26 protein-coding genes and 1 tRNA gene are annotated in these 23,215 nt (G+C 68.0%); 8 read left to right on the top strand and 19 right to left on the bottom strand.

The features are described 5' to 3' along the window. Nucleotides 1-2: 2 nt before the first annotated feature. Nucleotides 3-455 carry a response regulator gene (locus AVZ66_RS07385; RefSeq protein ID WP_058983265.1) on the bottom strand — a complete coding sequence of 151 codons (453 nt, stop codon included), beginning with the start codon at nt 453-455 and terminating at the stop codon, nt 3-5. Continuing rightward, complete coding sequence (locus AVZ66_RS07380) at nt 448-4,086, bottom strand: PAS domain-containing protein (RefSeq protein ID WP_058983263.1); 3,639 nt, start codon at nt 4,084-4,086, stop codon at nt 448-450. The genes AVZ66_RS07385 and AVZ66_RS07380 overlap by 8 nt, the downstream gene beginning before the upstream one ends. Before the next feature lie 93 nt (nt 4,087-4,179). Between AVZ66_RS07380 and AVZ66_RS07375 the strand changes: the two genes are divergently transcribed. Beyond that, nucleotides 4,180-6,576, top strand: coding sequence for an ATP-dependent DNA helicase (locus tag AVZ66_RS07375; protein WP_058983261.1), 2,397 nt, complete (start codon nt 4,180-4,182; stop codon nt 6,574-6,576). Here AVZ66_RS07375 and AVZ66_RS07370 read toward each other — a convergent pair. Then, nucleotides 6,573-7,538, bottom strand: coding sequence for a Gfo/Idh/MocA family protein (locus AVZ66_RS07370; RefSeq protein WP_058983259.1), 966 nt, complete (start codon nt 7,536-7,538; stop codon nt 6,573-6,575). The two genes, AVZ66_RS07375 and AVZ66_RS07370, sit on opposite strands and share 4 nt — an antisense overlap. 101 nt (nt 7,539-7,639) lie before the next feature. Between AVZ66_RS07370 and AVZ66_RS16590 the strand changes: the two genes are divergently transcribed. Then, nucleotides 7,640-7,807 (top strand): HEWD family protein, encoded by a 168-nt coding sequence (locus AVZ66_RS16590; protein WP_197407735.1) that lies wholly within the window; start codon nt 7,640-7,642, stop codon nt 7,805-7,807. Here the strand turns inward: AVZ66_RS16590 and AVZ66_RS07365 are convergent. After that, entirely contained in the window at nt 7,804-8,016 is a 213-nt protein-coding gene (locus tag AVZ66_RS07365) for a helix-turn-helix domain-containing protein (protein WP_058983257.1), read from the bottom strand. The genes AVZ66_RS16590 and AVZ66_RS07365 overlap by 4 nt on opposite strands. Before the next feature lie 87 nt (nt 8,017-8,103). Between AVZ66_RS07365 and AVZ66_RS07360 the strand changes: the two genes are divergently transcribed. Continuing rightward, a complete protein-coding gene (locus AVZ66_RS07360) occupies nt 8,104-8,622 on the top strand; it encodes a DapH/DapD/GlmU-related protein (RefSeq protein WP_058983255.1) in 519 nt (172 codons plus the stop codon). Here the strand turns inward: AVZ66_RS07360 and AVZ66_RS07355 are convergent. The 8 genes from AVZ66_RS07355 to AVZ66_RS16585 all read right to left on the bottom strand — a co-directional run bounded on the left by AVZ66_RS07355 (nt 8,619) and on the right by AVZ66_RS16585 (nt 15,106). Further along, a complete protein-coding gene (locus AVZ66_RS07355; protein WP_058983253.1) occupies nt 8,619-9,182 on the bottom strand; it encodes a hypothetical protein in 564 nt (187 codons plus the stop codon). The two genes, AVZ66_RS07360 and AVZ66_RS07355, sit on opposite strands and share 4 nt — an antisense overlap. Further along, a complete protein-coding gene (locus AVZ66_RS07350; RefSeq protein ID WP_058983250.1) occupies nt 9,179-9,955 on the bottom strand; it encodes a mechanosensitive ion channel domain-containing protein in 777 nt (258 codons plus the stop codon). The genes AVZ66_RS07355 and AVZ66_RS07350 overlap by 4 nt, the downstream gene beginning before the upstream one ends. Nucleotide 9,956: 1 nt before the next feature. Then, the gene (gene dacZ / locus AVZ66_RS07345; protein ID WP_058983248.1) at nt 9,957-10,769 is read right to left on the bottom strand and encodes a diadenylate cyclase DacZ; all 813 of its coding nucleotides are present in this window, start codon (nt 10,767-10,769) and stop codon (nt 9,957-9,959) included. 83 nt (nt 10,770-10,852) lie between these two features. Continuing rightward, a complete protein-coding gene (locus AVZ66_RS07340; protein ID WP_058983246.1) occupies nt 10,853-12,199 on the bottom strand; it encodes a hypothetical protein in 1,347 nt (448 codons plus the stop codon). After that, entirely contained in the window at nt 12,196-12,798 is a 603-nt protein-coding gene (locus AVZ66_RS07335) for a hypothetical protein (protein WP_157575629.1), read from the bottom strand. The genes AVZ66_RS07340 and AVZ66_RS07335 overlap by 4 nt, the downstream gene beginning before the upstream one ends. 39 nt (nt 12,799-12,837) lie before the next feature. Then, a complete protein-coding gene (locus tag AVZ66_RS07330) occupies nt 12,838-14,277 on the bottom strand; it encodes an MATE family efflux transporter (protein ID WP_058983242.1) in 1,440 nt (479 codons plus the stop codon). Beyond that, nucleotides 14,277-14,870, bottom strand: a complete 594-nt coding sequence (locus AVZ66_RS07325) for a TetR/AcrR family transcriptional regulator (protein WP_058983240.1) — start codon at nt 14,868-14,870, stop codon at nt 14,277-14,279. The genes AVZ66_RS07330 and AVZ66_RS07325 overlap by 1 nt, the downstream gene beginning before the upstream one ends. An 86-nt stretch (nt 14,871-14,956) precedes the next feature. After that, nucleotides 14,957-15,106 (bottom strand): hypothetical protein, encoded by a 150-nt coding sequence (locus tag AVZ66_RS16585; protein ID WP_197407734.1) that lies wholly within the window; start codon nt 15,104-15,106, stop codon nt 14,957-14,959. A gap of 506 nt (nt 15,107-15,612) precedes the next feature. Here AVZ66_RS16585 and AVZ66_RS07320 point away from each other — a divergent pair. Next, entirely contained in the window at nt 15,613-16,338 is a 726-nt protein-coding gene (locus tag AVZ66_RS07320) for a hypothetical protein (protein ID WP_058983238.1), read from the top strand. 668 nt (nt 16,339-17,006) lie between these two features. Here AVZ66_RS07320 and AVZ66_RS07315 read toward each other — a convergent pair. After that, nucleotides 17,007-17,090: transfer RNA gene (locus tag AVZ66_RS07315), tRNA-Leu, on the bottom strand. Nucleotides 17,091-17,129: 39 nt separating this feature from the next. Then, nucleotides 17,130-17,549: a hypothetical protein gene (locus tag AVZ66_RS07310; protein WP_231727090.1), complete on the bottom strand. Its 420-nt coding sequence runs from the start codon at nt 17,547-17,549 to the stop codon at nt 17,130-17,132. A gap of 119 nt (nt 17,550-17,668) precedes the next feature. On the opposite strand from AVZ66_RS07310, the gene AVZ66_RS07305 reads away from it, so the two are divergent. After that, nucleotides 17,669-17,977, top strand: a complete 309-nt coding sequence (locus tag AVZ66_RS07305; RefSeq protein ID WP_058983236.1) for a hypothetical protein — start codon at nt 17,669-17,671, stop codon at nt 17,975-17,977. A gap of 3 nt (nt 17,978-17,980) precedes the next feature. Here the strand turns inward: AVZ66_RS07305 and AVZ66_RS07300 are convergent, their stop codons facing one another. From AVZ66_RS07300 to AVZ66_RS07280, 5 genes are all read right to left on the bottom strand, one after another. After that, nucleotides 17,981-18,457 carry a phosphopantetheine adenylyltransferase gene (locus tag AVZ66_RS07300; RefSeq protein ID WP_058983234.1) on the bottom strand — a complete coding sequence of 159 codons (477 nt, stop codon included), beginning with the start codon at nt 18,455-18,457 and terminating at the stop codon, nt 17,981-17,983. Nucleotides 18,458-18,496: 39 nt separating this feature from the next. Then, a complete protein-coding gene (locus AVZ66_RS07295) occupies nt 18,497-19,168 on the bottom strand; it encodes a winged helix-turn-helix domain-containing protein (protein WP_058983232.1) in 672 nt (223 codons plus the stop codon). Nucleotides 19,169-19,243: 75 nt separating this feature from the next. Continuing rightward, nucleotides 19,244-20,353 carry a glutamate--cysteine ligase gene (locus tag AVZ66_RS07290; RefSeq protein ID WP_058983230.1) on the bottom strand — a complete coding sequence of 370 codons (1,110 nt, stop codon included), beginning with the start codon at nt 20,351-20,353 and terminating at the stop codon, nt 19,244-19,246. Nucleotides 20,354-20,454: 101 nt separating this feature from the next. Beyond that, nucleotides 20,455-21,084 (bottom strand): fibrillarin-like rRNA/tRNA 2'-O-methyltransferase, encoded by a 630-nt coding sequence (locus AVZ66_RS07285; RefSeq protein ID WP_058983226.1) that lies wholly within the window; start codon nt 21,082-21,084, stop codon nt 20,455-20,457. Further along, a complete protein-coding gene (locus AVZ66_RS07280; protein WP_058983224.1) occupies nt 21,081-21,914 on the bottom strand; it encodes an NOP5/NOP56 family protein in 834 nt (277 codons plus the stop codon). Before AVZ66_RS07280 ends, AVZ66_RS07285 begins: the two co-directional genes overlap by 4 nt. A 150-nt stretch (nt 21,915-22,064) precedes the next feature. On the opposite strand from AVZ66_RS07280, the gene AVZ66_RS07275 reads away from it, so the two are divergent. From AVZ66_RS07275 to AVZ66_RS07265, 3 genes are read left to right on the top strand one after another with little or no spacing between them, the layout of a single operon-like run. Further along, nucleotides 22,065-22,628, top strand: coding sequence for a DUF2391 family protein (locus tag AVZ66_RS07275; RefSeq protein ID WP_058983222.1), 564 nt, complete (start codon nt 22,065-22,067; stop codon nt 22,626-22,628). A gap of 59 nt (nt 22,629-22,687) precedes the next feature. Next, complete coding sequence (locus AVZ66_RS07270) at nt 22,688-22,873, top strand: HVO_2753 family zinc finger protein (RefSeq protein ID WP_058983221.1); 186 nt, start codon at nt 22,688-22,690, stop codon at nt 22,871-22,873. Between the two features lie 2 nt (nt 22,874-22,875). Then, nucleotides 22,876-23,142 (top strand): elongation factor 1-beta, encoded by a 267-nt coding sequence (locus tag AVZ66_RS07265; protein ID WP_058983219.1) that lies wholly within the window; start codon nt 22,876-22,878, stop codon nt 23,140-23,142. Nucleotides 23,143-23,215: the final 73 nt, after the last annotated feature.

Below are 23,215 nucleotides of genomic sequence, written 5' to 3'. Positions count from 1 at the left end.
CGTCAGTCGGTGTTCGGCGGGAGTTCGACGAGCGTCAACCAGAACCGCTCGAAGGACTGAATCACGTCGACGAACTCGTTGGGGTCGATGGGCTTCGTGAGGTACGCGTTCGTGTGCTGTTCGTAGCTCCGCACGACGTCCTCCTCGGCCTCGGAGCTCGTGAGGACGACGACCGGAATCGTCCGCAGGTCGTCGTCGGTCTTCACTTCTTCGAGGACGTCGAGACCGTCCACTTTCGGGAGGTTCAGGTCCAGCAACAGCAGGTCGGGCCGCGGGGCGTCCTCGTAGTCGCCGCGCTGGTGGAGGAAGTCGAGTGCGGCTTCCCCGTCGTTGACGTCGTGGAGGTCGTTGGTGATTTGCGCTTCCGCGAACGCCTCTCGCGTGAGGCGCACGTCGCCGGGGTTGTCTTCGACCAACAGGATGTCGACGGGTTCGCCGTCGCGGTGCTCAGTCATCGCGTTGGTCCCTGTCGGGGATACTGAAGTAAAACGTTGCCCCCTCGCCGGGTGTCGACTCCACCCAGATGTCGCCGCCGTGGCGTTCGACGATGCGCTGGACGAGCGCCAGCCCGACGCCCGTCCCCTCGTGTTCGTCGTGGGTGTGGAGCCGCTGGAACACCTCGAAGATTCGGTCGGCGTGGTCGGGGTCGATGCCGATGCCGTCGTCGCTGACCGAGACCACCCACTCGCGGTCGCCGCGCTCGGCGGACACGCGGACCGTCGGCTCGTCGCCGCCGTACTCGATGGCGTTGCTCAGGAGGTTCCCGAACACCTGCCGGAGCTGGTCCTCGTCGCCGGAGACCGTCGGAAGCGACTCGGCGACGACCGTCGCGTCGTTGTCCACGATTTTCACCTCGAAGTCCCGGCAGACGTCCGCGAACACCGCGTCGAGGTCGACCGACTCGAAGTCCGCGTCGCGCTCCACGCGGGAGTACTCCAGCAGCGCGTCTATCATCTCCTGCATCCGGTCGGCGCCGTCGACCGCGTAGTCGAGGAACTCCCGGCCGTCCTCGTCGAGTTCGTCGCCGTACCGGTCCTCGATGAGCGAGAGGTAGCTGGACACCATCCGCAGCGGCTCTTGGAGGTCGTGGGAGGCCGCGTACGCGAACTGTTCGAGGCGCTCGTTGGACGCCGCCAAGTCCGCGACGAGCTGTTCGCGCTCGGCGTCGTAGCGCTCGCGCTCGATGGCGTCCGCGAGGACGTTCGCGACGCTCTGCACGAAGTTGACGTCCTCCTCGGAGAACTCCTGAACGGCGGTGTCGTGGGTCTCGAAGATGCCCCACGGGTTCTCGACGGAGCCGATTATCGTACTGATACCGCTCTGCGCGCCGTTGTCCACGAGCAGGGCCGGAGCGTCGAATCGGTCCTCCGCCTCGAAGTCCTCGACGACGACCGGCTCCTCCGTCTGGAGCGTGTACCCGGCCTGCGACCGCTCGGCATCCGCGTCGATGGTCGCCGACCCGACGACGTCCTCGCGCCAGCCTGCACCCTCCCGCATCAGTAGCTCGCCGTCCGACTCGTCGAGGTCGAGGACTTTGCCGTACTCGTTGTCGAGGACGTCCGCCACGCGGCGGGTCGCTTCGACCATCAACTCGTCGAGGTCGTCGGCTTCGAGCGCGCGCTGCCCGAGGTCGGCGACGACCCGCTGCTGGTGCGCGCGGCGTTCGAGCGTGCGGTCGCGGTCGGCGCGCTCGGTGACGTCGGTCATCGTGATGACGCCGCGCACGACCTCGCCGTCGTCGTACACCGGCATCCCGCGGACCTCGATGACGCGCTCGGAGCCGTCCGCGGCCTCGATGTCGTAGACGTCGGGCTCGACCACGGGCTCGCCGTCCAGCACGCGAGCGAGCGCGTACTCGTCCGGCTCGACGCGCTCGCCGGAATCCGCCCACCACGCCGTGTACTGGTCGTACTCGTCGACGGACTCGGCGTCGAAGTCCGCGCCGCCCCAGATGCGTTTCGCGATGCCGTTCGCCTCCACGAGTTCCCCGTCGGCGTTCGCGACGACGACGCCGACCGGCAGCACCTCGAACAGCGTCTCCAGTTGCTCGCGGTGCTGTTCGATTTCGCGCTCGGCGCGCTTCTTCTCGGTGATGTCCGTAATCGCGCCCGGGAACGTCACTGCCTCGCCGTCCTCGCACTCGACGTAGCCGCGCGCGACCACCCAGCGGACGTCGCCGTCGGCGTCGTAGACGCGGTACTCCTCCTCGTACTCGCCGCACGTCTCGACGGCCTCGTCGATGGCGGCGGCGACGCGCTCGCGGTCGTCCTCGTGAATCGAGGCGACGAGCTCCGACAGCGGCACGCCCTCGCGGGCGCGATCGGGGTCGATGCCGAACAGGCGTGCCAGCGAGGCATCGGCGACGAAGCGGTCCTCGGGGACGTGCCACTCCCACGTGCCGACCGCGCCCGCTTGTGCGGCGGCCTCCATCTGGGATTTCGCGTCCGCGAGCGCCTGTTCGCGCTCCCGCTGCTCGGTGACGTCTTGGACGACGAGCATTCCGCCGTCGACGTCGCCGTCCGGGCCGCGAGTGGGGAGGACGCGCGCGGACAGGTGCGTTCCGTCGAACTCCGTCTCGAAGCCCTGCGGGTCGCCGTCGAGGGCCGCCTCGAAGTGTGGCTCGAGTTCCTCGACGAGATGGTCCGGGTAGATGTCGTGGACGCGGCGGCCGACGCGGTCCTCCGGCGAGATGTCGCCCTCGCTGACGAGTTCGCCGCCGACAGCCGTGTACCGGAGGTCTTCGTCGAAGAGGCCGACCGCGCCGTTCGGGAAGTTCTCCACGAGCGTGCGGTAGCGCTGCTCGCTCTCCTCGATTCGGCGCCGGCGGTCGCGGCGCTCCGTGACGTCCTGTGACATTCCCATCGCTCCCGTGACTTCGCCGTCGTCGTACACGGGGAAGATGTGGAACTGGGTGGCGCGCTCGCCGACTTCGCACTCGAAGGTGCTGGCCTCGCCGTCCAGCGCGGCCCGGTACCGCGGCACGAGCACCGCCGCCAACTCCGGGGACAGCACGTCCTCTGCGTGCTTGCCTTCGAGGTCCTCGGCCGTGCTGTCCTCGGTGTCGACCGGCGACCCGCCGACCGTCACGTACCGGAGGTCGTCGTCGACGAGTGCGACCGCGCCGTTCGGGAAGTTCTCCACGACCGTCTCGTAGCGCCGCCGCGACGCTTGGAGCGCGTCGTTGCGCTGTTCGAGTCGCTCGCGGGTGCGCTGCTGGGTGAGTTCGTAGCTGACCCACTCGGCGGCGAGTTCCACGAGCGTGACCTCCCACTCGGAGAACCCCCGAGTGCGGGGTTCGGAGCCGAGGAGGCAGAGCGTCGCCTGCACGTCGCCGTCGACGACGACGGGCGCGCCGAGGAAACACGACAGGCCGAGTTCGGTGTTCGCCGCGCGGTCCGCGAACCCCGGGGCGTCCGACGCGATGTCTTGGAAGACGACCGTTTCATCGGTCTCCACGATGCGCTCGCAGTTCGTCTCGTCGAGCGTGAATTCCTCGCCGAACGCCACGGGGATGTCCGCTCGCGCGTCCACCAGTTCGAACGTGTAGTCGCTGCCGTCGACCTTCGACAGCGACGCGTACTCGGTGCCGATGGTCTCCCGGACGATTGACAAAAGCGCCGCCGCGCGCTCCTCGAACGTCCGGTCGGCGTCGGTCGTCACGTCGTGGAAGTCTTGCAGGATGCGCTGGCGCTCCGCGGGGTCGTGCGCTCGGTCCCCAGCGTCGCCAACGGCAGGCGCGAGCACGCCGACAGCGCCCGTGCCACCATCTGAACTAACTCCCCGCAACCGCAACTCGAAGGGCGTAGACGCGCCGCCCGCGCCGTCCACGGTGACCGTCAGCGTCGCGTCGGCGTCGTCGGCGAGCGCGCGCTCGATTCGGTCGGCGTCCTCGCCGAACAGCGCCGCGAGCGGCTCCTCCACGGCGTCGTCGGCCGCGCGGCCCGTCTGTTCGACGAACGTCTCGTCGACGCCCGTGATTTGACCGTCGGCGTCGACTTCGAGGACGCCGCCGTCGACGGCAGCGGCCAGCGCCTCGTACCGTCGGCCCGTCGACCCCGAACCCGCCGCCGTCTCCCCCTCTTCCATACCCACTCGAAGCGCAGTTCCACGGAAGAATCCACTGGCCGCCCGTTCGCCAATCCGTACGTTCATACCTCGTGGCGCCCCACCCTGTACCGAATGGGCGACGACGACTGGCGCGACTTCTTCGGATTCGACCGGCCCTACGACCAGCAGGCCGACGCCATCGACGCGGCCATCGACGCCGGCGAGCGCGGCGGCTACCTCGCGATGGAGGGGCCCTGCGGCACCGGGAAGACGATGGCGGCGCTGACCGCGGCCGCACAGCTCGTGCGCCGCACCGACGACTACGAGCGCGTGTTCGTCGTCACCCCCGTGAAACAGCAGCTCCAGCAGTTCGTCGCGGACCTCCGGCAGATGAACTCGGGGCTGGACGAACCGCTGAACGGCGTCGCGCTCGTCGGGAAGCGCGACCTCTGCCCGTACGGCCGCGAGGACATCTTCCCCCGAGATGCGAGCGTCCACGACCGCTGCGAGGACCTGCGAGAGTCCACCGCCGGCCTCGTGGAAGCCGACGGCGAAGGCGGGAGCTTCGACGGGCAGGACGCCCGCGAGTTGACGGAACTGCGCGCGACGGACGCGCTCGACGACCCGTGGTGGGACCCCGCAAAAGCCCGCGACTTGGCGCGCTCCGCTCGCGCGGACGCCAGCCACACGCTCTCCGAGAATCCGCTCCGGACCGACGGCGCGGACTCGCCGTACGTCCCCGTCCAGCCGAGCGCGCCCGACGACTTCGCGGACGGCGATCCGCCGCTGTTCTGCCCGTTCGAGGCTGACTGGTACGGCCGGAACAAGGGCTCGCTGGTCGGCTTCGACGTCGGGGACTACAACGTCGTCACCAGCGAGGACTTCCTCCCCGCCGCTGTCGAGCACGGCACCTGTCCGCACCGCGTCCAGCAGGTCATGCTCGACCACGCGGACGTGGTCATCGGGAACTACAACCACCTCTTCGACCCGCAGACGCGCGGGCTCACCGAACACTTGCTCGACGAGCGCACGTTCGTCGTCGTCGACGAGGCGCACCGCTTAGAGGAGCGCGTCCGCGACCTGCTCTCCGACCGCGTCGGCCGCCACACGCTCGCTCGCGCTCGCAACGACCTCCGCGAACTGCTCACGACGGCCAAGCAGAGCGAGTCGAACCGCCAGCAGGTCAGAGACGAACTGAAGAGCTACGAGGTCACGCTGGACGCCGTCGAGGAAGCCGTGGAGTTCCTCGGCGACGTCTCGGAGTGGCTGGACGACCGGGTCGCGGAGTACCTCGCGAATGAGGGTCACGACCCGAACCGGCCCCGCGACCTCCCGGAGTACGACCACGAGATTCCGCTCCGCGACCCCGAGACCGACGAACCCGACGACCTCACTCGGTGGGCCGAACAGGAGGGGTACACGGGCGGCCTGTGGCGGTCGCTGGCGGACATCGGCACCGCCGTCGCGGCGATTCTGGAGGACGACGGGGACCGCTCGGCGGTCTGTGGCGCGGTCGGCGTCACCCTCCAGCGGTGGTGGGAACGCGACCACGCGACGTACTTCCGGGAAATCGAACTAGAGCACGCGCCCAAGGACTCCGGGCGCGCCGGCGCGGCGTGGGCGGAGTCGTACACGCCCGCGCTGGTGACGTACAACTGCATGCCGGCGCGCGCGCTCCGCGAGACGTTCGCGGGGCTGGGCGGCGGCGTGCTGATGAGCGCGACGCTGGAGCCGCTGGACGTGTTCCGGGAGGTCACCGGCCTCGACAGGCTCGAAGCGGGCGCGGGTGACGCCGAGGCGCGGCCAGTCGTGGAACGCCGCTACGACCTGCGGTTCCCCGAGGAGAATCGCGCGAGCTTCATCGTGGACGCGACGCCGTTCACGGCGCGCAACCGCGGCGACCCGACCAGCGAGAACGCCAACCAGACCCGCGAGCAGTACCGCTACGTCCTCCGCACAATCGCGCGGACGCCGGGGAACGTCCTCGTCTGCATGCCGAACTACCGGGAGGCCGCGTGGGCGGGCGACTACCTCGAAGACGCGGTCGAGAAGCCCGTGCTCGTCGACGAGTCCTCCAGCAACGAGGACACGGACGCGCTCAAGCGCCAGTTCTTCCGCGGCGACGGCAAAGTGATGGTGACGAGTACGCGGGGCACGCTCACGGAGGGAGTCGACTACGACGGCGACAAACTCGCGGCGTGCGCCGTCGTCGGCGTCCCGCTCGTGAACGTCGGGTCGCCAAGAGTTCGGGCCGTCCGCCGGGCGTACGCGGACGCGTTCGGCGAGGACCACGCCTTCGAGTACGCGCTGACGGTGCCCGCTGTCCGCCGCGCGCGACAGGCCATCGGGCGCGTGATTCGCGGTCCCGAGGAGGTCGGCGTGCGGGCGTTCGTCGGCCAACGCTACGTCGAGGGTGCGCGCCACTCCGTCTTCGAGTACCTCGGCCCCGGCGAGCGCGAGGAGTTCACGCGGATGACGCCGGAGTTCCTCGGCGACCAGCTAGACCTGTTCTGGAGCGAGCACGCCTAGAGCGGAATCGTGTCGCCGGTCGCCGACGATTCGTAGATGGCGTCGATGGCGCGCATGTTCGCGATGGCTTCGTTGCCGTCCGTCAGGGGGTCGCGGCCGCCGTCGACGCTCGCCGCGAAGTGCTCGATTTCGAGGCGATAGGAGTCCACTGGGTCGAACGTCTCCTCGACGGTCTTCTCGTCGGTCCCCCAGCGAAGCGAGGTCTCCGAGCCGCCGGGGTTGAACGCCGCGTCGGCTTCCAGCCAACCGTCGGTGCCCTCGACGCGGTAGGTCTGGTGGAACGGCGTCTCGAAGCTCGCTTCGATGGTGGCGGTCGCGCCGTCGTCGAACTCGAAGGTCGCCGCGACCTCGGTGTCCACGCCCGCGCCGCGACGGTCGTGGGTGTGCCCGGAGACGAGCGCGGGTTCCCCGAGGAACGTGCGCGCGGCGCTGACGGGATAGCAGCCGACGTCCATGAGCGCGCCGCCGGCGAGGTCGGGGTCGAGGCGAACGTCCGGGCCGTCCCCGAGTTGGAAACTGAACTCGGCGTGGACGTGCCGGAGGTCACCGAGGTGTTCGCGCGCGACGTCGACGGCGCGCACCGTCCGCGGGTGGTAGCGGTACATGAACGCCTCCATGAGCGTGACGCCGGCGTCCTCGCAGTGTTCGACAACGTCGACGGCTTCCGCGGTGTCCGACGCCAGCGGTTTTTCGCAGAGCACGTCGAGGCCGGCGTCGGCGGCGCGCTTCGTCCACTCGGCGTGGAGGCCGTTCGGGAGCGGAATGTAGACGGCGTCGATGTCCGCGCCAAGCAGGGCGTCGTAGCTGTCGTACGTCTCGGGGATGCCGTGGCGGTCGGCGTACGCGGCCGCGGCGTCCGCGCTCCGGGACGCGACTGCCTGAACGTCGTGGTTGGTCGACCGAATTGCGGGGACGACCGCTTCGTCACCGATGTTCGCCGTGGAGAGAATGCCAAAGCGCATGCCGGAACCCGGACGCGCCGACGCCGTAACTGTTTGGACCGACGTCCGTCGAAACCGCGTGGGCAGAACACTCAAGCCGGCGGGCCGACTGCGTACGCCCGATGACCGAAATTCGAGCCCCGAAAGAGCGCACATGTACGCAGTGTGGGCGCTCCGAGCGCTGGGACGAGGAAACGAGCAACTGGCGGGTCGACGGCGAGGTCGGTGACGTCTACTGTGTCCACTCGTGGGACGTCACGGGGTCGTTCACTCCCGTCGAGGAGCCTTAGAGCGGGCGCGCGGCGACGTAGTCGTCGCCCTGTTGTTCGACGAGCCCGCGGGTGCGTAGCGTTTTCAACACGCTGTACAGCGTGATTCGTGGGACGTCGAGTTCGCCGTGGAGGTCGTCCAGTGTCGCGCTCTCGTTCGTGGAGAGGTAGAGGTAGACGAGCTTCCCGCGCGGCGACTCCACGCCAGTCGGCAGCTGTCGAGTAGACATTCGTCGTTTGCCGACTGTAGTTCGACGATAATAAATCCTACCTTCGACAGTAGTCGTACTTTCGGAACCGCCGGGACACGTAGGTTCATGGCGACCGCCCGCGAACCCGCGAGCGTGTCGCGCCACGACCGCCTCGACCGAACGCCGACGCCCGGCCGACGCAACTCCCTGTGGCACTGGCCGGACGCCAAACACCCGCTGCGGGTCGCGCTCAACTACGTCGTCGTCGTGCTCGCGCGCATCTGCCCGAGCCTCCGCGCGAAGAACTGGCTGCTGCGGCGACTCGGGGTCACCGTCGGCGCCGGCGCCGCGTGGGGGTTAGAGTCCACGCCCGACGTCTTCTGGCCCGAACTCGTCACGGTCGGCGAGGACGCCGTCGTCGGCTACGACGCCACGCTGCTGTGCCACGAGTTCCTCCAAGACGAGTACCGCACCGGCGAAGTCGTCGTCGGCGACCGCGCGATGATTGGCGCGGGCGCAGTCGTCCTCCCCGGCGTCCGCATCGGCGAGGGCGCGCAGGTCGCCGCGAACTCGCTGGTCGCCGACGACGTGCCGCCCGGCGAAACCGTCGCCGGCGTCCCCGCCGAACCGCTCGACCGCGACTAGTGTACCGCGCGGACGCGCTCGGCGGCGTCCTCGTCGTAGCTGCCGGGGACGAACGTGCCCGTCGCAGCCAGCGCAGTGAGACTTGCGAACGCCGCGCCGACCGAGAACGACCCGACGGCCCGCAACACGGGGTCGACGGCGACGCCGGCGACGATAGCCGCCAGCGCGAACGCCACGAACGCGAGCACGAACGCCGCCCGCGTCTCCCGGAAGTACCTCCCCGCCGCGTACCAGAACGCTCGAACGCGGCGCGCGAACGGCGCGCGCTCACCGGTCGCCGCGTCCGCTAGTCCGGCCGCGCCCGCCGCCGCCGTGACGCCCGCGCCGTATCCGAGGACGCCCGCCGCCGCGAGCACGTAGACGCCCGCCTGCTCCCACACCGAGAACAAGCCCGCGGCGACGGCTATCAGCACGCCCGAGAGCGCGCCAAGCCACAGCGCCAGCCGCGAACCGTGGTCGCGCGCCCACGCCTGCCGGCCGTCGCCGGCGGCCACAGCGTACCCACCGGCCGTCAACACCGCCCACGCCACGACCGCCGACACTGACGCGACGGGGGTCATTCGCGGACCACGACGACGCCGCGGTCGAACACGAGGTGGTTCGGGAGCACGTACTCCCGGCCGTCGTTCTCGACGCGCGTCACGAACACGTTCACTTCCTGCACGATGCCCTCGTGCTCGCCGATGGCGACGCGGTCACCGATGCCGTACGGCTGCCGCAACAGAAGGTAGATGCCGGACGCCGCGGCCGTCAGCAGTTTGTGCGTGGCGACGGCGGTGAACAGGATGAGCGCCGCGACGTACGCCAACAACAACACGAGCAGCGCGTCGATAGCGACGCCGACCTGCGAGAGCGCGACCAGCGCCGCGACGAACAACACGCTGTACTTCACGGCCTTCGGCAGCACCGACATCTCCGGCACCTTCACGCTCCGCAGTCGCTCGCTGACGAACAGTTCGGCCTTGTCGCCGGCGATTACGCCGAGGAACAACACGACGACCGCGATGACGAACGACGGGAGAAAGCCGACGACGGGATACCAGACGGCGTCTTGGACCGTGAGCCGCGCGACCTCCAGCGACACCAGCACCGCGAACGCGTAGATTATCCACGACGTCAGCCGCGCGACCATCGACACCGTCGACGACCCGACGTCGTGAGCCATCCGCTCGATGCTCGTGCCCTCGACGGCGTCGTCGACCCCGAGCGCCAACAGCAGGCGCTCGTTCACGCGGCCGACGAGGTAGCCGAGCGCCAGCCCCGCGAACAGCACCGCGACGGCGAGCACGTACCGGAAGTCGGGGTCTAGTACCGGACTGAAGTCGACTTGCATGTCAGTACTCCTCGGGGTCGAGTTCGAGGACGAGTTCCCCGCCCTTGAACGCGCGGACGAGGCCGTCGGATTCGGAGAGCACGATGGCGACAGCGGTCGTGTCTCGCGTGATGGCGCCCGCGGCCATGTGGCGCGCGCCCAGTCCCTTCGGGATGTCCGTGCCCTCCGCGCCGGGTTCGAGGTAGCGGTACGCGGAGACGATTTTCCCGGAGTCGCTGATGACGAACGCGCCGTCCAGCCGCGAGAACTCCTTGAGCATCACGTTCACGATGGGGTCACCGACGTGGACGTGGCTCTTCTCGAAGGGGTTGTACGACAGCGGGCGGGACTTGTTCATCACCTTCCCGGCGTCCCCGACGACGAACAGCGCGCCGACGGGTTCGCCCTTCTGTCCCTTCTGCCCGAGTTCGATGGCGACCTCGAAGACGTCCCGGATGACGCCGGGTTCCGCCCGAGAGTTCGCGAACAGGTCGTAGATGCCCGAGTGGCGGGACTCGTCGACTTTCGTGCGCGCCACCATGTCGATGTCGTCACCGAACAGCGGCGCCGCACAGCCGAGTTGGTCGCCGTCGTCGACGGCGCCCTCCGTGAGCGCGCCCTCGATACCGAACCGGATGCGTTCTTTGACGTCGTCGAACGCCAGCGGCAGTTCGACGAACGTCTCCGCGCCGACGGCGTTCTCCGTGGCGACGACCACCACGTCCGCTCCCTCGACGCCCTTCACGCGGTCGTAGTACGAGCTGCTCGGGGAGAACACGAGCAACACGTCGATGCCGTCGAGCACGTCCTCGAGGAGTTCCGGTGGCCTGGCCATTTACTGGAGGAAGCCACCCCACGCGCAAAAAGGTTAGCGGCCCGGCTGCCGCCCGTCTGACAGGAGTGCAGCCTCGAAACGCGCTACGCGTTCGACGCGCCGCTCTCGACCGCGGCGTGCAGTTCTTCGCGAACACGTTCGGTCACCGCGGGAATCGCGTTCGCAGTGTGTACGGCGAGAGCGTAGTTCGCGACGGCGTCCCGCACCTCCCGACGGTCCGGCAGGTCCTCGTAGTCAGACTCGGGGTAGCCACCGAGCCGGTAATCCCCCGTGGCGAGCGCCGTCCGCGCTCGCCACCCGAACAGGTCGGTCAGCGGCGCTGCGTCCACCGACGCTACCGCGTCGACGGCGCGTTCGCGCGCGTCGAGGACGGCGTCCGTCGACGGCGGCATCTTGTACTCGTCGTTCTGGATTGCGTCGGTAATCGAATCGAGCGCCAGCAAGTCGACGAGCGCGCGACCGCTGCTGGTCACTGCCCGCGCGTACTCGGCGTTGTCGACGCGCGACTCCGCGAAATCCATCTCGTGTCGGGCGCCTCCGCTCGTCAGGTCGAACAACCGCTCGGCGGGCGTGTTCGCGACGTTCCGCCAGAAGTCCGACGCCTCGGCGTCCCTGTCGACGTACGACGACACTCGAATGCGCGTGGACCGAGTGGCTGCTCGCAGTCGCTCCGCAGCGGTCGCGACCGCGCTCCAGTAGCCCGACATCGACGAGTCGCGGTAGGTGTCGCGCAGCGCGGCGGCGTCCGTGACCTTCGCGCGCGCCGCTTCGACCCCGCCGACCAGCGAGCCGACGTCCGAGACCGCCCGCTTCGGCTCGTCCGGGAACGGCCGGTCGGCCACGAGGGACTGCTCGATGTCCGCCGCGAGCGTCTCCAAGCGCCGGTGAACGGTGACTGCTTCCACGGCGTTCTCGGCGCGGTACGCCCAGTCCCCTCGGAACGCGTGAAGGTCGTCGCGTATCGACGTACGGCGCTGCCGTAACGCGTCCCGGTCGGCGTTCCCGGTCGCGGCCTCGTACGCGCCCCGGACCGTCGCAGCGTCGACGCGGTAGCGCCGCCAGTCGCCGAGCGCGTCGAGCGTGTCGACCGCAGCAGGCGGCTCCGCCAGCGCTTCATCGGCCTCCTCGCGGTCGGTCGACACGTCGGCGGCGACGACCCCGTTCGGAATCTCCGGGAATTCGGGCACCGCAGCGAGGAGTTCGCGCCCGCGCTCGTAGTGTGTGGTCGCGAGCGCGTCCGGGACGGGACCGGGGTACGTCGGCGACGCGGGTTCGTTCACGGGTTCGACGGCGGACTGCAGTCGCTCGGCGTCGTAGTCCACGCCCGAGTCGCTGTTCCCGACGACGGGCAGCCTCGAACAGCCCGCCGTCGCTGCCAGCGCGACGCCGCTCGCCGCCGCGAGGAACGCGCGCCGACTGCGCTCGGTCACGACCCGTCACCCCCGTCGGCGGAGACCGGTTCCGGACGCCTGTCGCAACTGCTGCTCCACCGAGTCCCCATCGACGTAACGTCGTCCTCCGCGAACGGGAGCCGAATCGCCATGCCGACGGTCTGTTTGTCGCCCTTCGAGCAGGCCACGTCGGCGGACCGAAGGCGCGAACAGAACGCCGTCTGGAAGCCGTCGTCTTCGCGCCACACGCCGCGAAGATGGAGGTCGTAGCACTCTTTTACCGGCCGAGACTGGACGAGTATCGACTCGGAGTCGTAGTCGGTTTCGCGGACGAACGCCGCCAGCTTGCCGGCGGGCTCGCTGTCCACGAACGTCACGTCGTTGAGGGCTGATTCCGTGTTGATGTAGGTGTATCCGCCGGGCTGGCGGTTGTCGCTTGTCGGGCGTTCGCCCTCCCAGAACAGCGCGTCGTCCCCCGACGTTCTCACGGTCAAGAGTTCGTAGTCGGTCACTCGGTCGCCGCGTCGACTGTCGGCTGGCTCCTCAAACTCGCCGTCACTGCTACTGCATCCAGCGAGCGCTACCGCTGTCGCCGTACCGAGCGCGTGGAGGGCGCGTCGGCGAGACCAATCGGGCATCTCGTCGGGCTTCGACCCCCTCGAAGAAGTCGTTTCTGCTCAGTCGTCGGTCGCGGCGGCCTCCGGGGAGGCAACGTCGGACTCCGTGAGGTCGGCGTCCCGCCACGTGCCGCGCTGGTACCACGCGTACGCGACGAGCGCGCCGACGACGTTCGAGACGGCGAACGCCACCCAGATGCCGGTCTCACCGATTTCCTGCGCGGCGAACCACGCCACCGGCAGGCGGATGACGCCGAGCATCAGCACGGAGATGGCAGCCGCGGTGAGCGTCTTCCCCGCGCCGCGGAAGCTCCCGGTGTACGCCCGCATGATGCCGATGAAACCGAACGTGAGCGCGACGTACCGCAGGAACTCCGCGCCCACGGAGACCACTTGGTCGGCGTTCTCTTGGCCCGCGCCGACGAACACGGAGACGATTTGCTCGGGCACGAGGAACGTCACGACCCCGAGCACGGACAGCACCACGAACAGCACTTTCGCGGCGAGCGCCGCGGCTTCCTCCGCGCGGTCCTGATTGCCCGCGCCGATGTTCTGCCCGGTCATCGTCTCGACGCCGCGCGCCACCGCGATGGCCGGCAGGAAGATGACCGAGAACACTCGCGTTCCGATGCCGTACGCGGCCACCACGGGGTCGGGGAACAGCGCCACGACCACCAACAGGAGGTTCATCGAGAGCGCGCGCCCCGTCCCCTCGACGGTCGCGGGGAGGCCGATGCGCGCGAGTCGGCGGAGGTAGCCGAAGTCCGGCGCCATGTCGCGGAGGTTGATTTGGACGCCGCGCGTCCCCTCGAACATGATGGCGATGCCGACGACCAGCGCGAGCGCTCGCGAGAACACCGTCGCGACGGCTGCGCCCTGAATGCCGAGTTCGGGGAACACCCACCACCCGAAGATGAGGAACGGGTCGAGGACGATGTTCAGGACGACGGAGCCGAACATCACGAGCATCGGCGTGATGGTGTCGCCGTACCCGCGCATCAGCGCGATGAACACGAAGAACCCGAACATGAACACCAGCCCCAGCGTGATGACTTCGAGGTAGCTGGTGGCCAGCGGCAACACGTCCGCGGACGCCCCGAGCAGGCGGAGGAGGTCCTCGACGAAGATGAACCCGATGCCGCCGAGCAGGAGGGAGGCGATGCCGGCGAACGTCACCGTCTGACTCGCCGCGTACTCCGTCTCGCGCTCCTCGCCGGCACCGGTGTGCTGGGCGACGAGCACGCTGCCCGCGACCGAGACGCCCATCCCGAGCGAGATGAGCAGGAAGACGAGCGGGAACCCGAAGCTAATCGCCGCGAGCGCGTCCGTGCTGTACTGGCCCAGCCAGAACGTGTCCGCGAGGTTGTACGCCGTCTGGAAGAGGTTCGTGACGACGATAGGCAACGCGAGGAAGAACAGCGGCTTCCCGACGCCCCCGGAGGTCAGGTCGAACTCGTCGGGCCCCTTGAACACCGAATCGAGGCGGCTGCGCAGTCCCATCAGGCAGACACCTCCGTTCGGTCGTCGACGAGGCGCGTCTCGACGTACTCGACGAGCGTCTCGCGGATTCTATCCAGCGGGTGGTCGACGGAGACGCGGCGCGTGTGCGCGCCCTTGATGGTCGTCACGAGGAACTCCGCCGTCGTCTCCGGGTCGACATCGCGGAACTCGCCCGCTTCCACGCCGGCTTCGACGACGTCGCGGATGCGGTCCGCGAGGTAGCGGTCGAACTTCGTGAGTCGCTCCCGGAAGTCCTCCTCGTAGGGCGCTTGCGCCTTGATTTCGAGCATCGCCGTTCGGAAGTCGATGCCGGGCACGTCGCCGCCCTCCGCCAGCGAGAACTCCACGAGCGCGAGCAGGTGCTCGCGGTGGGTCTCCCCCTCGACGCTGTCGAGGTGGTCGACGTAGTCGCCGTAGAGGTCGTCGAGGAACGCCGTGAAGAGGTCGTGCTTGCTGTCGTAGTGGTAGTGAATCGTCGCCTTGCTCTTCTCCGAGTGGTCCGCGATGTCCTGCACCGTGAGGTTCGCGAACCCGTGCTCGCAGAGCGCGCGGTACGTCGCGTCCAGAATCTCGTCGGTCGGTTGCGCCGCCATACTATTCTTATCGGAACTTACTGACTGTTCAGTCAAAAGGGTTCGGGAGGGAGAAGTCGCCTGCCGCTATCCGCGCGTGAGAACGTCTACCGCGGGTGAACCGGCTCCACGCACTCCGGACACTCCGCGTACACCACCGGGCCGTCGGCGCGCTCGTACTCCACGAGCACCGCGCCCGGCGAGATAGCCGCACCGCACTCCGGGCACACACCGAGCGTCTGGGATTCCGTAGACATGGCCTCTCTCAGGACACACGCCGCGGCACCGCAAAAAGTCGACCCAACCGGAGTGAAAGTGGAATGCAGGGGCAGTGTCTCTCGTGGCGCGAGGCCCGGATTTGAGTCAGCGGACCTCTACGGGATAGCGTCCTAAGCACTACTTAGCTCGCACCTGTCTCGCAGTCACGCCGCTTGCTCACGTAGCGGGATTATCTAGAAATGTCGGCGCGAGTCAGTCCTCGGAGGAGGACCGAATCGGCCACAGCGAACGAGGCTCCGATAAACATTATATTAATTATAATTAAAAACACAAAATACTTAGTATCAGAGATATATTTTTTCCTCCCGTGTCGGAACAAAATAATACACGGCGGTCATTCTTGAAGCGTACCGCAGCGGCGGGAATCGGCGGACTAGCACTCACTACCGCGAGCTCGGGAACCGCACTCGCTGCGTCACCCGGGGAAATCTGGGAACTAGAACCCGAGACAAAACGCACTGACGACTACGTCTCGGAGGGTCGCGTGGGCGGCTACACGGAGTGGCTGGAAATGGAACAACAGTTGGCCGTCAGGTTTAGAGATTACAATAGCAACGGTGACGCAAAGCTTGACCTGTTCGCCATCCACCAAGCCAAGTACGGAAATGACAAGGATGGAGAGACGGTAACGCAAGCGGAGAAAAGCTGTCTTACCGGGGCAGGCCTCGGTATTCTTGGACGTGATGGAACGACCACAGTCGCTCCGGACACCGTGGACTACGAGTATATCACGGCCGGTGGGTTACCGTCGGAGGCAACGGTGAAAGATGCGTTGAACCTCGATGACGACGAGGTGGACGACGAAGCGGCTGTCCGACAAGCCCTTGAGAACTCGGATGGTCCGCTAAACACCGAACAAGCCGCCTCGCTCGTCAGTATCGCCGCAGAGATTGCCGCCACGCTGGGGTACGTCGCGGGTAGCTACGTTAGTGTCGGAATGCTCGCATTCGGTGCGGTCATGGCGTTCAGCGGCAATTCGTGGCATACTAATTGGGATAATCACGGTGAGACGTACCAGTGGGGTTGGGATACCTATGATGAACCGGTTGCTGCTGTGACGTTCGTGCCGGACATCGACGTGGTCGAGCCGAACTCCGAACCGACGATCAAAGTAAGAGGAGTCACTGATGGCTTCAAGCAGCGGACCAATGCTCGCGAGTCGTTCGATGAGACCCTCATGAATACAGAGGAAGTTAGCTTCCAGTACTGACTGCTTCCAACGACGCCTCTACTCTTCTTTAGCGGTCACGACAGTGATACAGGATCGTACTACCACACGCTCTTCGTTGTGAGAATTGCTATGATAACAGTACCAGCAGGACGACCAGCTTTGCGATACCGGTCGCAGCCCGGCATCAAGACTGGTTAGGGTGAGTGACGCGGCTCGCACCCGGCGCCGGTATCGAGGCGGTTTCGCGCGTGAGACGGTGTATAGTCTGAGTAGCCTTCGCGCGTCTTGGAGTTCTTCCCGACCGTTTGCAGCCACTCGACCCAGTTGCGTCGGTACTCCACGTAGTCGATGAGCTGCTTTTCGTTGAGGGAATCCCGGTTGGTTCCGGGACTAATTTGAGCTCGCGTCTGTCGTCGATCTCGACGGCGTAGCGTTCGTATCTGTTGGCGGTCATGCTTGTCTGCACAAGCAAAACCACTAGACAGCGAAAGAACCCAGTGCGCGGGACCGGATTTGAACCGATGCGAGAAATGCTCGCTCACTGCGTTCGCTGCGCGTTCATCGCAGGGTTCAAATCCTCTGCATTTTCGTTCTCGCTTCGCTCGAACAGAAAATGCGCGGGACCGGATTTGAACCGAAGGAAGACTCGCTTCGCTCGCCTTCCAGGGTTCGAATCGGTCCTGCTCTTCGCTCACTGCGTTCGCTCATGCGCGGGACCGGATTTGAACCGGCGGACCCCTACGGGACAGCGTCCTAAGCGCTGCGCCGTTTCCTGGCTTGGCTACCCGCGCGCACTTCGAGGTATCGCGGGCAGTCAAATGAGAATTGCGTTACGCGCCCGGGACGCCGAGCGCGCCCAGCGACCCGACGCCGAGGAGTGCGAGCGCCGCGAGCACGACGGTTGCGACGGCCCACGCGGCGACGCCGATAATGCCCGCGCGCGTCCAGCCGACGGGGTAGCGCCACTTGATGACAGCAACCCACGCGACCAGCGCGAGCAGGCCGCCGACCAGCGGCACGCCGTCGAGGAGCGCCCACGCGACAGCGCCGAACAGGGCGGTGAGCACTGCGTCCCCGTACTCGCCGGCGCCGGCGACGTAGTTCGCGGCGACGTGGATGGCGACGCCGCCGACGAGCAGGCTCCCCGCGAACACGACAACGGAGTCGCCGACGGGGCTGGCTTGCGCGGGCGTCGACAGCCCGGCGAACAGTTCCACGAACCCGACTGCGAACGCGAGTGGTGTCGTCATCTGTGGTCGCCACGAGGGCCGTCCGACCCTTGAACTGTCGAGACCGTCGCGCCGGATTCACTCGATTTGTCCCGAGTTCGCCGGCGAAGATTTAGGTGTGGCGCGCCGAACCTACGGGTATGTACCGGGCGGGCGACGAGTTCGACCAACAACGGTGGCTGGACGACCTCGACGGCGTGGCGCGCGAGCTAGAGTTGGACGCGGAAGCGAAGACGACTGCGAAGGACCTCTTCTTGTCGGCGGTGCCCGGCGACGAACGGTCCAAGCCCGCGGTCGTCGCGGCCAGCGTCTACGCGGGCGCGCTCATCGCGGGCGACCAGCGCTCGCAGACCGCGGTCGCGGAGGCCGCCGACGTCTCGCGACTCGCTATCCAGCAGCGCTGGAAGGACCTCCTCGAGGAAGCCGGCTTCGACGCGCCGACGTGGTGAGAACTAGGGACTGTCGGTGTCCGCGGTGAGGGCGCCGTGTTCGTCGATTTCGCCCTGCACGATGCGCGTCGAGGAGATGATGTCGCCGTCCTCGGCGCGGACGTGGTCGACGACCTCGATGTCCAACGGGTCGAGGCCGCGCTCGTCGCGGATGTCGTTGATGCGTTCGCCGGTGGCCTTCGTCTCCGGGGAGACCACGAGCACGTCGAACGGTGGTTCCGTGGCGATGCCGGTCGGTGATTCGAGTTTCCGAACGTCGAACTCGCTGTCGTAGTCACCGGCGATAGCCGCGAGTTCGGCTTCGAGGTCGCGTTCGCGGGCCTCGAACGGCCGGACCTCGCGGTCGACGCTGCGCGTCTGTGCGGCGAGTTCGTCGCTGGTCAACCCGACGGTGACGTCACCGAGTTCGAACGCGCGCTCGAAGAGTTTGCGGTGACCGTCGTGAATCGGGTCGAACGTCCCACCGAGGGCGACGTTCATACGCCGGCGGACGACCCGGCAGCGTTTACCAGTTTGGGTTCAGGAGCGCTGTTCGTCTTCGTCTTCGTCGTCGACATCTCCGACTTCTGCTTCGCCCTCGACGCCGGCTTCCGTGTCGTCGACTTCGCCCTCAGCTTCGACGTCCACGTCGATGCCACCGTCGCCGTCGCCGCCCTCCGCTTCGGCTTCGACGTCCACGTCGACGCCGGCTTCCGTGTCGCCGACTTCCGCTTCTACCTCGAAGCCGTCCTCGACCTCGATGCGGACCGGTTCGTCGGCGGTGTCGGCGTCGTTGCTGCCGAGGTGCGCGTCGAGGTTGAACACGGTGTTGAGTTCGTCTTGGACGCGGCCGACGACCCCGCCGACGAGGTCGCTCGGCGCGATGGCCGTGTACTCGTAGGGGTTGTTGCCGGCGCCCTCGCTCTGTCGTTTGCGGCGCTCGACGACGTCCTCCTCGGCGAGTTCCGCGAGCGCCTCCCGAACCGTCGACGGGTAGAGGCCGGTGCCGTCGGCGACCTCCTCGCTGGTGCTCCACGGGTGCTGGCGGAGGTAGACGAAGATGCGCGCTCGCGTCTCGGTGTCGAGCACCCACGACAGGATGTCGACGACTCCTTGGTCGAAGCCCGCGACGGCGCGCTCTTTCTCCTCCCCGAGTCGGTCCCGCGGCGACTGGTCCTCCCCCGCTGTCTCGTCGGATGTGTCCTCGGACATGCGTCGTCTCGTTCAGGTCAAAAGCGACGTGCCAGTGAAAAACTCTTCGCACGTCGCGGTCTCACCCGGTACTCGCTACAGGACCAGCGACTCGTACAGCGCGGCTTCGCCCGCGTCGTCGAGGAGTCGGCGCTGCGCGCTCGCGCCGGACTCGGCGTCGTAGACGTCGCGGATGCCGGAGACACCGAGGCGCTCGCGCTCCCGGTCGACGACCTCGCCCAGCGACACCTCGCCGCCTGCGTCGCGGCGCACGAACGACGCGTCGTGGCCGCGTCGGGTCGCCCGCCACTTGTTCTCGTCTAAGACCTCTCGCCGGAGCGCGTTGCCCGGGTCGCCGTCCCCGAAGATGTCCGTGACCGTGGGGTCGGCGGCGTCCTCGTAGCGCTGGGCGTAGTCCACGACGAGCGCGTGCGTGTACTCCACGAACGCCTGCACGTTCTCGGGATCGGCTTGGCCGTCGGGCGCGCGCACCTCGACGGTGCCGTGGCCCGAGTGTGGGCGCACGTCGTACCAGAGTTCGCCGCGGTCGTCGATGGCGCCGTTCTCGACCATCAGGTGCTCGAAGCGCTCGAACTCGTCGTAGGAGTCGAACGCCGTGGGAATTCCGGTGTTCGGGAGCGCTTCGAAGATTTTCGCGCGCGCCGACGCCAGCCCCGTGTCGAAGCCGTTCCAGAACGGCGAGTTCGCCGACAGCGCCAGCATCACGGGGACGTGCCAGCGCAGTTGGTTCGCCACCCAGACTGCCTTGTCCGCGTCGTCGACGCCGACGTGGACGTGCAGGCCGGCGGTCGTGTTCCGCTGCTGTGGGTACTGGATGCGTTCGAGTTGGGAGCGATACCGGGGTTTCTCGGCGTGTTCGCGTTCGCGCCAGCGCGCCCCGGGGTGGAGGCCCGCGGCCGCGATGCGGTAGCCGTTCGCTTCGGCGTGCGCGACCAACGCCGCGCGAACGTCCCGGACGGACTCCGCTGCGTCGCCGGGGCCGTCGAGTTTCGGCGTCTGCGTCTCCACGACGAACTTGAACAGTTCGTGGTCGAGGCGTCCCTCCAGCAGTTCGGGCGGGTCGCTCCCGTAGACTAACTGGTCGGTCCCGGCGGTCGGGACGCCGTCATCGCCGACGACGAAGAACTCCTCTTCGACGCCGAGCGTCCCCAGTTCCGTGAACGCCTCCCGCGAACCCACGTCCATGCTGCCGGGAGTTTTCCGCGGCGGCCGTAAATAGTTCTGGAAGTCGGCGGAGCTACCGGGTTACCGCCGCGAACCGGAGTTACCTATTCGACCTATTGTGGCTATTTCGGCGTCGCGACGACCGCGAGGTGGTCGTCGTGGTGTGGCTCCAGCCGCTCGGTCGCCAGCACTTCGTAGCCGTCCCGCAGTCGGTCCAGCACGTCCTCGAAGACCGCCTCGGGTTCGCGCGTGACGTCCTCGCTACGCGCCTTGACCGCGCCGACGAACCGCCCGTCGTCCGCGAGGAACTGCCGGTTCGCGAGCGCGACGTCGGCCTGCCCCCGCGTCGCCACGTCCTGCACGATGACGTCCAACTCCGACTCGACGACGTGCGCGTACGTCTCGGGCTTGCGCGCGTCCTTCAGCAGCGGGAAGAGGTTTCCGCGGTCCTCGGCGACCCCGAGCAGGTCCCGGACTGGTCGCGGCGCGAACTCGACGGCGTACGTCGGCCCCGCGAAGTCCGCGACGTGGCTGACCGTCGTGCCGTTCGCTGCGCCGAGGTAGAGCACGCTGTCGCCGCCCGCGAGTCCCGCGTCGAGGCCGTGTTCGAACGTCGCGCCGAGCTTCGAGCGGTGGGCGTCCCAGCGCCGCCACCCGTCGACGACGGGTTCGCCGTACACCGGCTCGCCGCGCGTCGCGAGCGCGTCCTCACCGTCGAACGCTCGCCGCTGGACGCCGTCGGGCAGACTCATTCCGTCTCACGAGCGCGGATGCGCTCCATTCGCTCGTCCAGTTCCTCCCGCAACTCCGGCCGCAAGTCCCCCGAGTAGTGGTCGATGCGAGCGGCAATAGAGAGTTTCCCGGCGAGCGCGCGCGCCGCCGACCCCCGGTTCTCGGGGTGGGTGTTGCGCACGTAGTCGTGCGTGTAGATGGCGCCGTGCTTCGGCGACGGCGCGTGCCCGCGGAGATGCGCGAACAGGGCGTCCTCCGCGCCCAGCACTTGGACGGTGCCGCTGGGCTGTTTCGCGAGGTCGCCGAGGCCGCCCGCGAGCGCGACGAGTCGCGCCGCCAGCATCGGCCCCGCGAGATTCGAGAGGTTCGGCGCCACCGTCGGCGCCTGCCGCTCGACGTACTCGCGTACCTCGTCTCGTTCGTCGGCGAGGTCCGCGACGCGCTCGCAGAGCGCGACGGCTCGCTCCTCGGTGGCGTTCTCGGGGTCGCGCTCGGCAACCTCGCGCGCGCCGTCGACGCCGCTGTCCACGTCCTCGAAGACACTGCCAGCCCACTCGGTGCCGCGCTCCGCGAGTTCGTTCGCGGCGTCCGCGAGGTCCGCGGCCGCGCGCACCGCGTGAATCAGTTGCTGGTCGTCGGCGCCCTCGCGCTCGCGGACGGCGGCCCGCGTCCCCGCGAGCGTCGCGTCGCGCAGCAGCGCGTAGTAGTCGTCCGTGTCGTCGGCGAACCCCGCGTCGACGGCCCGCTCGGGCCAGTCCGCGGGCGCGTCCGCCGTCCCGTCTCGGACGGCGTCACCCATCGCGTCGGCGTCGCCGGCCTCCGCGCCAGCGAACCACCCTGCTTCAGTCATGTGCAGGCGTACCCGCCGCGCGGGGTTAAACCCACGCGGTCGGCGCCCGACGGACTCCGGCCGCCGCCATCGCTCGGGGCATCCCTCCTGTCGCGCTCGCTCCCGAACCCGTACTGGCCGTTTAAGTCCCCGGCGGGTGTGCGTTCGTCCATGAGCGCGCCGCCCGAGGGGGACCGGAAGGGCTTCTCGGACCTCTTCGACGAACTCGAAGACTTAGACGACCACGTCGAGGACGACGAAGCCCGCGCACAGCTCCGCGAAGTGAAAGAGATGGCGACCGACATGCAGCCCGAGGGCACGTTCGGCCGCGTCATCTACGGCTTCGACGCCAACGACCTCGCGGAAGCGTTCCTGGGGAGTCTCCTGTTCGGCATCCCGATGGCCGTCGAAGGCGGTACCAACGAAGCTGGCGTATTCCTCGCCGGCCACCCCTCCCTGCTCGCCGGTAGTGTCGCTGCCACAGTCGTCATCGTCTACGGCCTGCTGTACGTCGCGCAGTTTCAGGACGTCCGCGTCGCGAACCGGATTCTCGGCCTCGTCCCGCGGCGCCTCGTCGGCGTGCTCGGCGCGTCCACGGTCACCGCGACGCTGCTGTTGACCGCGTGGGGCCGCATCTCGTGGACGGATCCGACGCTCGCCGCATCCACCGTCGTCGTCGCCCTCCTGCCGATGGCCATCGGCGCCGCGCTCGGTGACATCCTGCCGGGGAGCTAGGTCGCGGTCGGCGATGCCGAAAGACAACGGTTAAAACGCGTCCGGGCGCAAAACAATCTATGAGCGAATCCGAAACCGAAGCCAAACGCGCGCGAAAGTGCGTGTCCTGTGGCATCAACATCTCGGGCACCACCGCCGCCGCGTTCAAATGTCCGGACTGCGGCCAGCAGATTTACCGCTGCGCGAAGTGCCGCAAGCAGAGCAACCTCTACGAGTGCCCCGACTGCGGGTTCCGGGGGCCGTAACGATGGGTAAGGTCGCCGCCGTCCTCAAGGTCATGCCGCAGAGCCCGGACATCGACCTCGACGACCTCGAAGAGCGCCTCTCCGAGTCCCTCCCCGAGGGCGCGAAAATCAACGGCGTCGAGACCGAGGAAGTCGCGTTCGGCCTCACCGCGCTCCTGACGACGGTCATCGTCCCCGACGACGCGGGCGGCACCGAAGCCGTCGAGGAGGCGTTCTCGAACGTCGACGACGTCGAGAGCGTCGCCGTCGAAGAAGTCGGTCGCATCTAAGGCGTCTCGCAGTTCGCTCGCCGACTCCCGAACGCTGTTTCTCCCGCTTCCGCGGGGTGTGCGCTCTCGGCTC

It is taken from the genome of Halobacterium sp. CBA1132, from assembly GCF_001485535.1.
Lineage (GTDB): Archaea > Halobacteriota > Halobacteria > Halobacteriales > Halobacteriaceae > Halobacterium.
The sequence above is the reverse complement of the archived record's forward strand: the minus strand, read 5'-3'. Positions and strand labels throughout refer to the sequence as shown.

Excerpts from the sequence above, each read along its gene's own strand:
- AVZ66_RS07385 (WP_058983265.1), bottom strand. The coding sequence starts at position 455 with ATGACTGAGCACCGCGACGGCGAACCCGTCGACATCCTGTTGGTCGAA.
- AVZ66_RS07380 (WP_058983263.1), bottom strand. The coding sequence starts at position 4,086 with ATGGAAGAGGGGGAGACGGCGGCGGGTTCGGGGTCGACGGGCCGACGG.
- AVZ66_RS07375 (WP_058983261.1), top strand. The coding sequence starts at position 4,180 with ATGGGCGACGACGACTGGCGCGACTTCTTCGGATTCGACCGGCCCTAC.
- AVZ66_RS07370 (WP_058983259.1), bottom strand. The coding sequence starts at position 7,538 with ATGCGCTTTGGCATTCTCTCCACGGCGAACATCGGTGACGAAGCGGTC.
- AVZ66_RS16590 (WP_197407735.1), top strand. The coding sequence starts at position 7,640 with ATGACCGAAATTCGAGCCCCGAAAGAGCGCACATGTACGCAGTGTGGG.
- AVZ66_RS07365 (WP_058983257.1), bottom strand. The coding sequence starts at position 8,016 with ATGTCTACTCGACAGCTGCCGACTGGCGTGGAGTCGCCGCGCGGGAAG.
- AVZ66_RS07360 (WP_058983255.1), top strand. The coding sequence starts at position 8,104 with ATGGCGACCGCCCGCGAACCCGCGAGCGTGTCGCGCCACGACCGCCTC.
- AVZ66_RS07355 (WP_058983253.1), bottom strand. The coding sequence starts at position 9,182 with ATGACCCCCGTCGCGTCAGTGTCGGCGGTCGTGGCGTGGGCGGTGTTG.
- AVZ66_RS07350 (WP_058983250.1), bottom strand. The coding sequence starts at position 9,955 with ATGCAAGTCGACTTCAGTCCGGTACTAGACCCCGACTTCCGGTACGTG.
- dacZ (WP_058983248.1), bottom strand. The coding sequence starts at position 10,769 with ATGGCCAGGCCACCGGAACTCCTCGAGGACGTGCTCGACGGCATCGAC.
- AVZ66_RS07335 (WP_157575629.1), bottom strand. The coding sequence starts at position 12,798 with ATGCCCGATTGGTCTCGCCGACGCGCCCTCCACGCGCTCGGTACGGCG.
- AVZ66_RS07330 (WP_058983242.1), bottom strand. The coding sequence starts at position 14,277 with ATGGGACTGCGCAGCCGCCTCGATTCGGTGTTCAAGGGGCCCGACGAG.
- AVZ66_RS07325 (WP_058983240.1), bottom strand. The coding sequence starts at position 14,870 with ATGGCGGCGCAACCGACCGACGAGATTCTGGACGCGACGTACCGCGCG.
- AVZ66_RS16585 (WP_197407734.1), bottom strand. The coding sequence starts at position 15,106 with ATGTCTACGGAATCCCAGACGCTCGGTGTGTGCCCGGAGTGCGGTGCG.
- AVZ66_RS07310 (WP_231727090.1), bottom strand. The coding sequence starts at position 17,549 with ATGACGACACCACTCGCGTTCGCAGTCGGGTTCGTGGAACTGTTCGCC.
- AVZ66_RS07305 (WP_058983236.1), top strand. The coding sequence starts at position 17,669 with ATGTACCGGGCGGGCGACGAGTTCGACCAACAACGGTGGCTGGACGAC.
- AVZ66_RS07300 (WP_058983234.1), bottom strand. The coding sequence starts at position 18,457 with ATGAACGTCGCCCTCGGTGGGACGTTCGACCCGATTCACGACGGTCAC.
- AVZ66_RS07295 (WP_058983232.1), bottom strand. The coding sequence starts at position 19,168 with ATGTCCGAGGACACATCCGACGAGACAGCGGGGGAGGACCAGTCGCCG.
- AVZ66_RS07290 (WP_058983230.1), bottom strand. The coding sequence starts at position 20,353 with ATGGACGTGGGTTCGCGGGAGGCGTTCACGGAACTGGGGACGCTCGGC.
- AVZ66_RS07285 (WP_058983226.1), bottom strand. The coding sequence starts at position 21,084 with ATGAGTCTGCCCGACGGCGTCCAGCGGCGAGCGTTCGACGGTGAGGAC.
- AVZ66_RS07280 (WP_058983224.1), bottom strand. The coding sequence starts at position 21,914 with ATGACTGAAGCAGGGTGGTTCGCTGGCGCGGAGGCCGGCGACGCCGAC.
- AVZ66_RS07275 (WP_058983222.1), top strand. The coding sequence starts at position 22,065 with ATGAGCGCGCCGCCCGAGGGGGACCGGAAGGGCTTCTCGGACCTCTTC.
- AVZ66_RS07270 (WP_058983221.1), top strand. The coding sequence starts at position 22,688 with ATGAGCGAATCCGAAACCGAAGCCAAACGCGCGCGAAAGTGCGTGTCC.
- AVZ66_RS07265 (WP_058983219.1), top strand. The coding sequence starts at position 22,876 with ATGGGTAAGGTCGCCGCCGTCCTCAAGGTCATGCCGCAGAGCCCGGAC.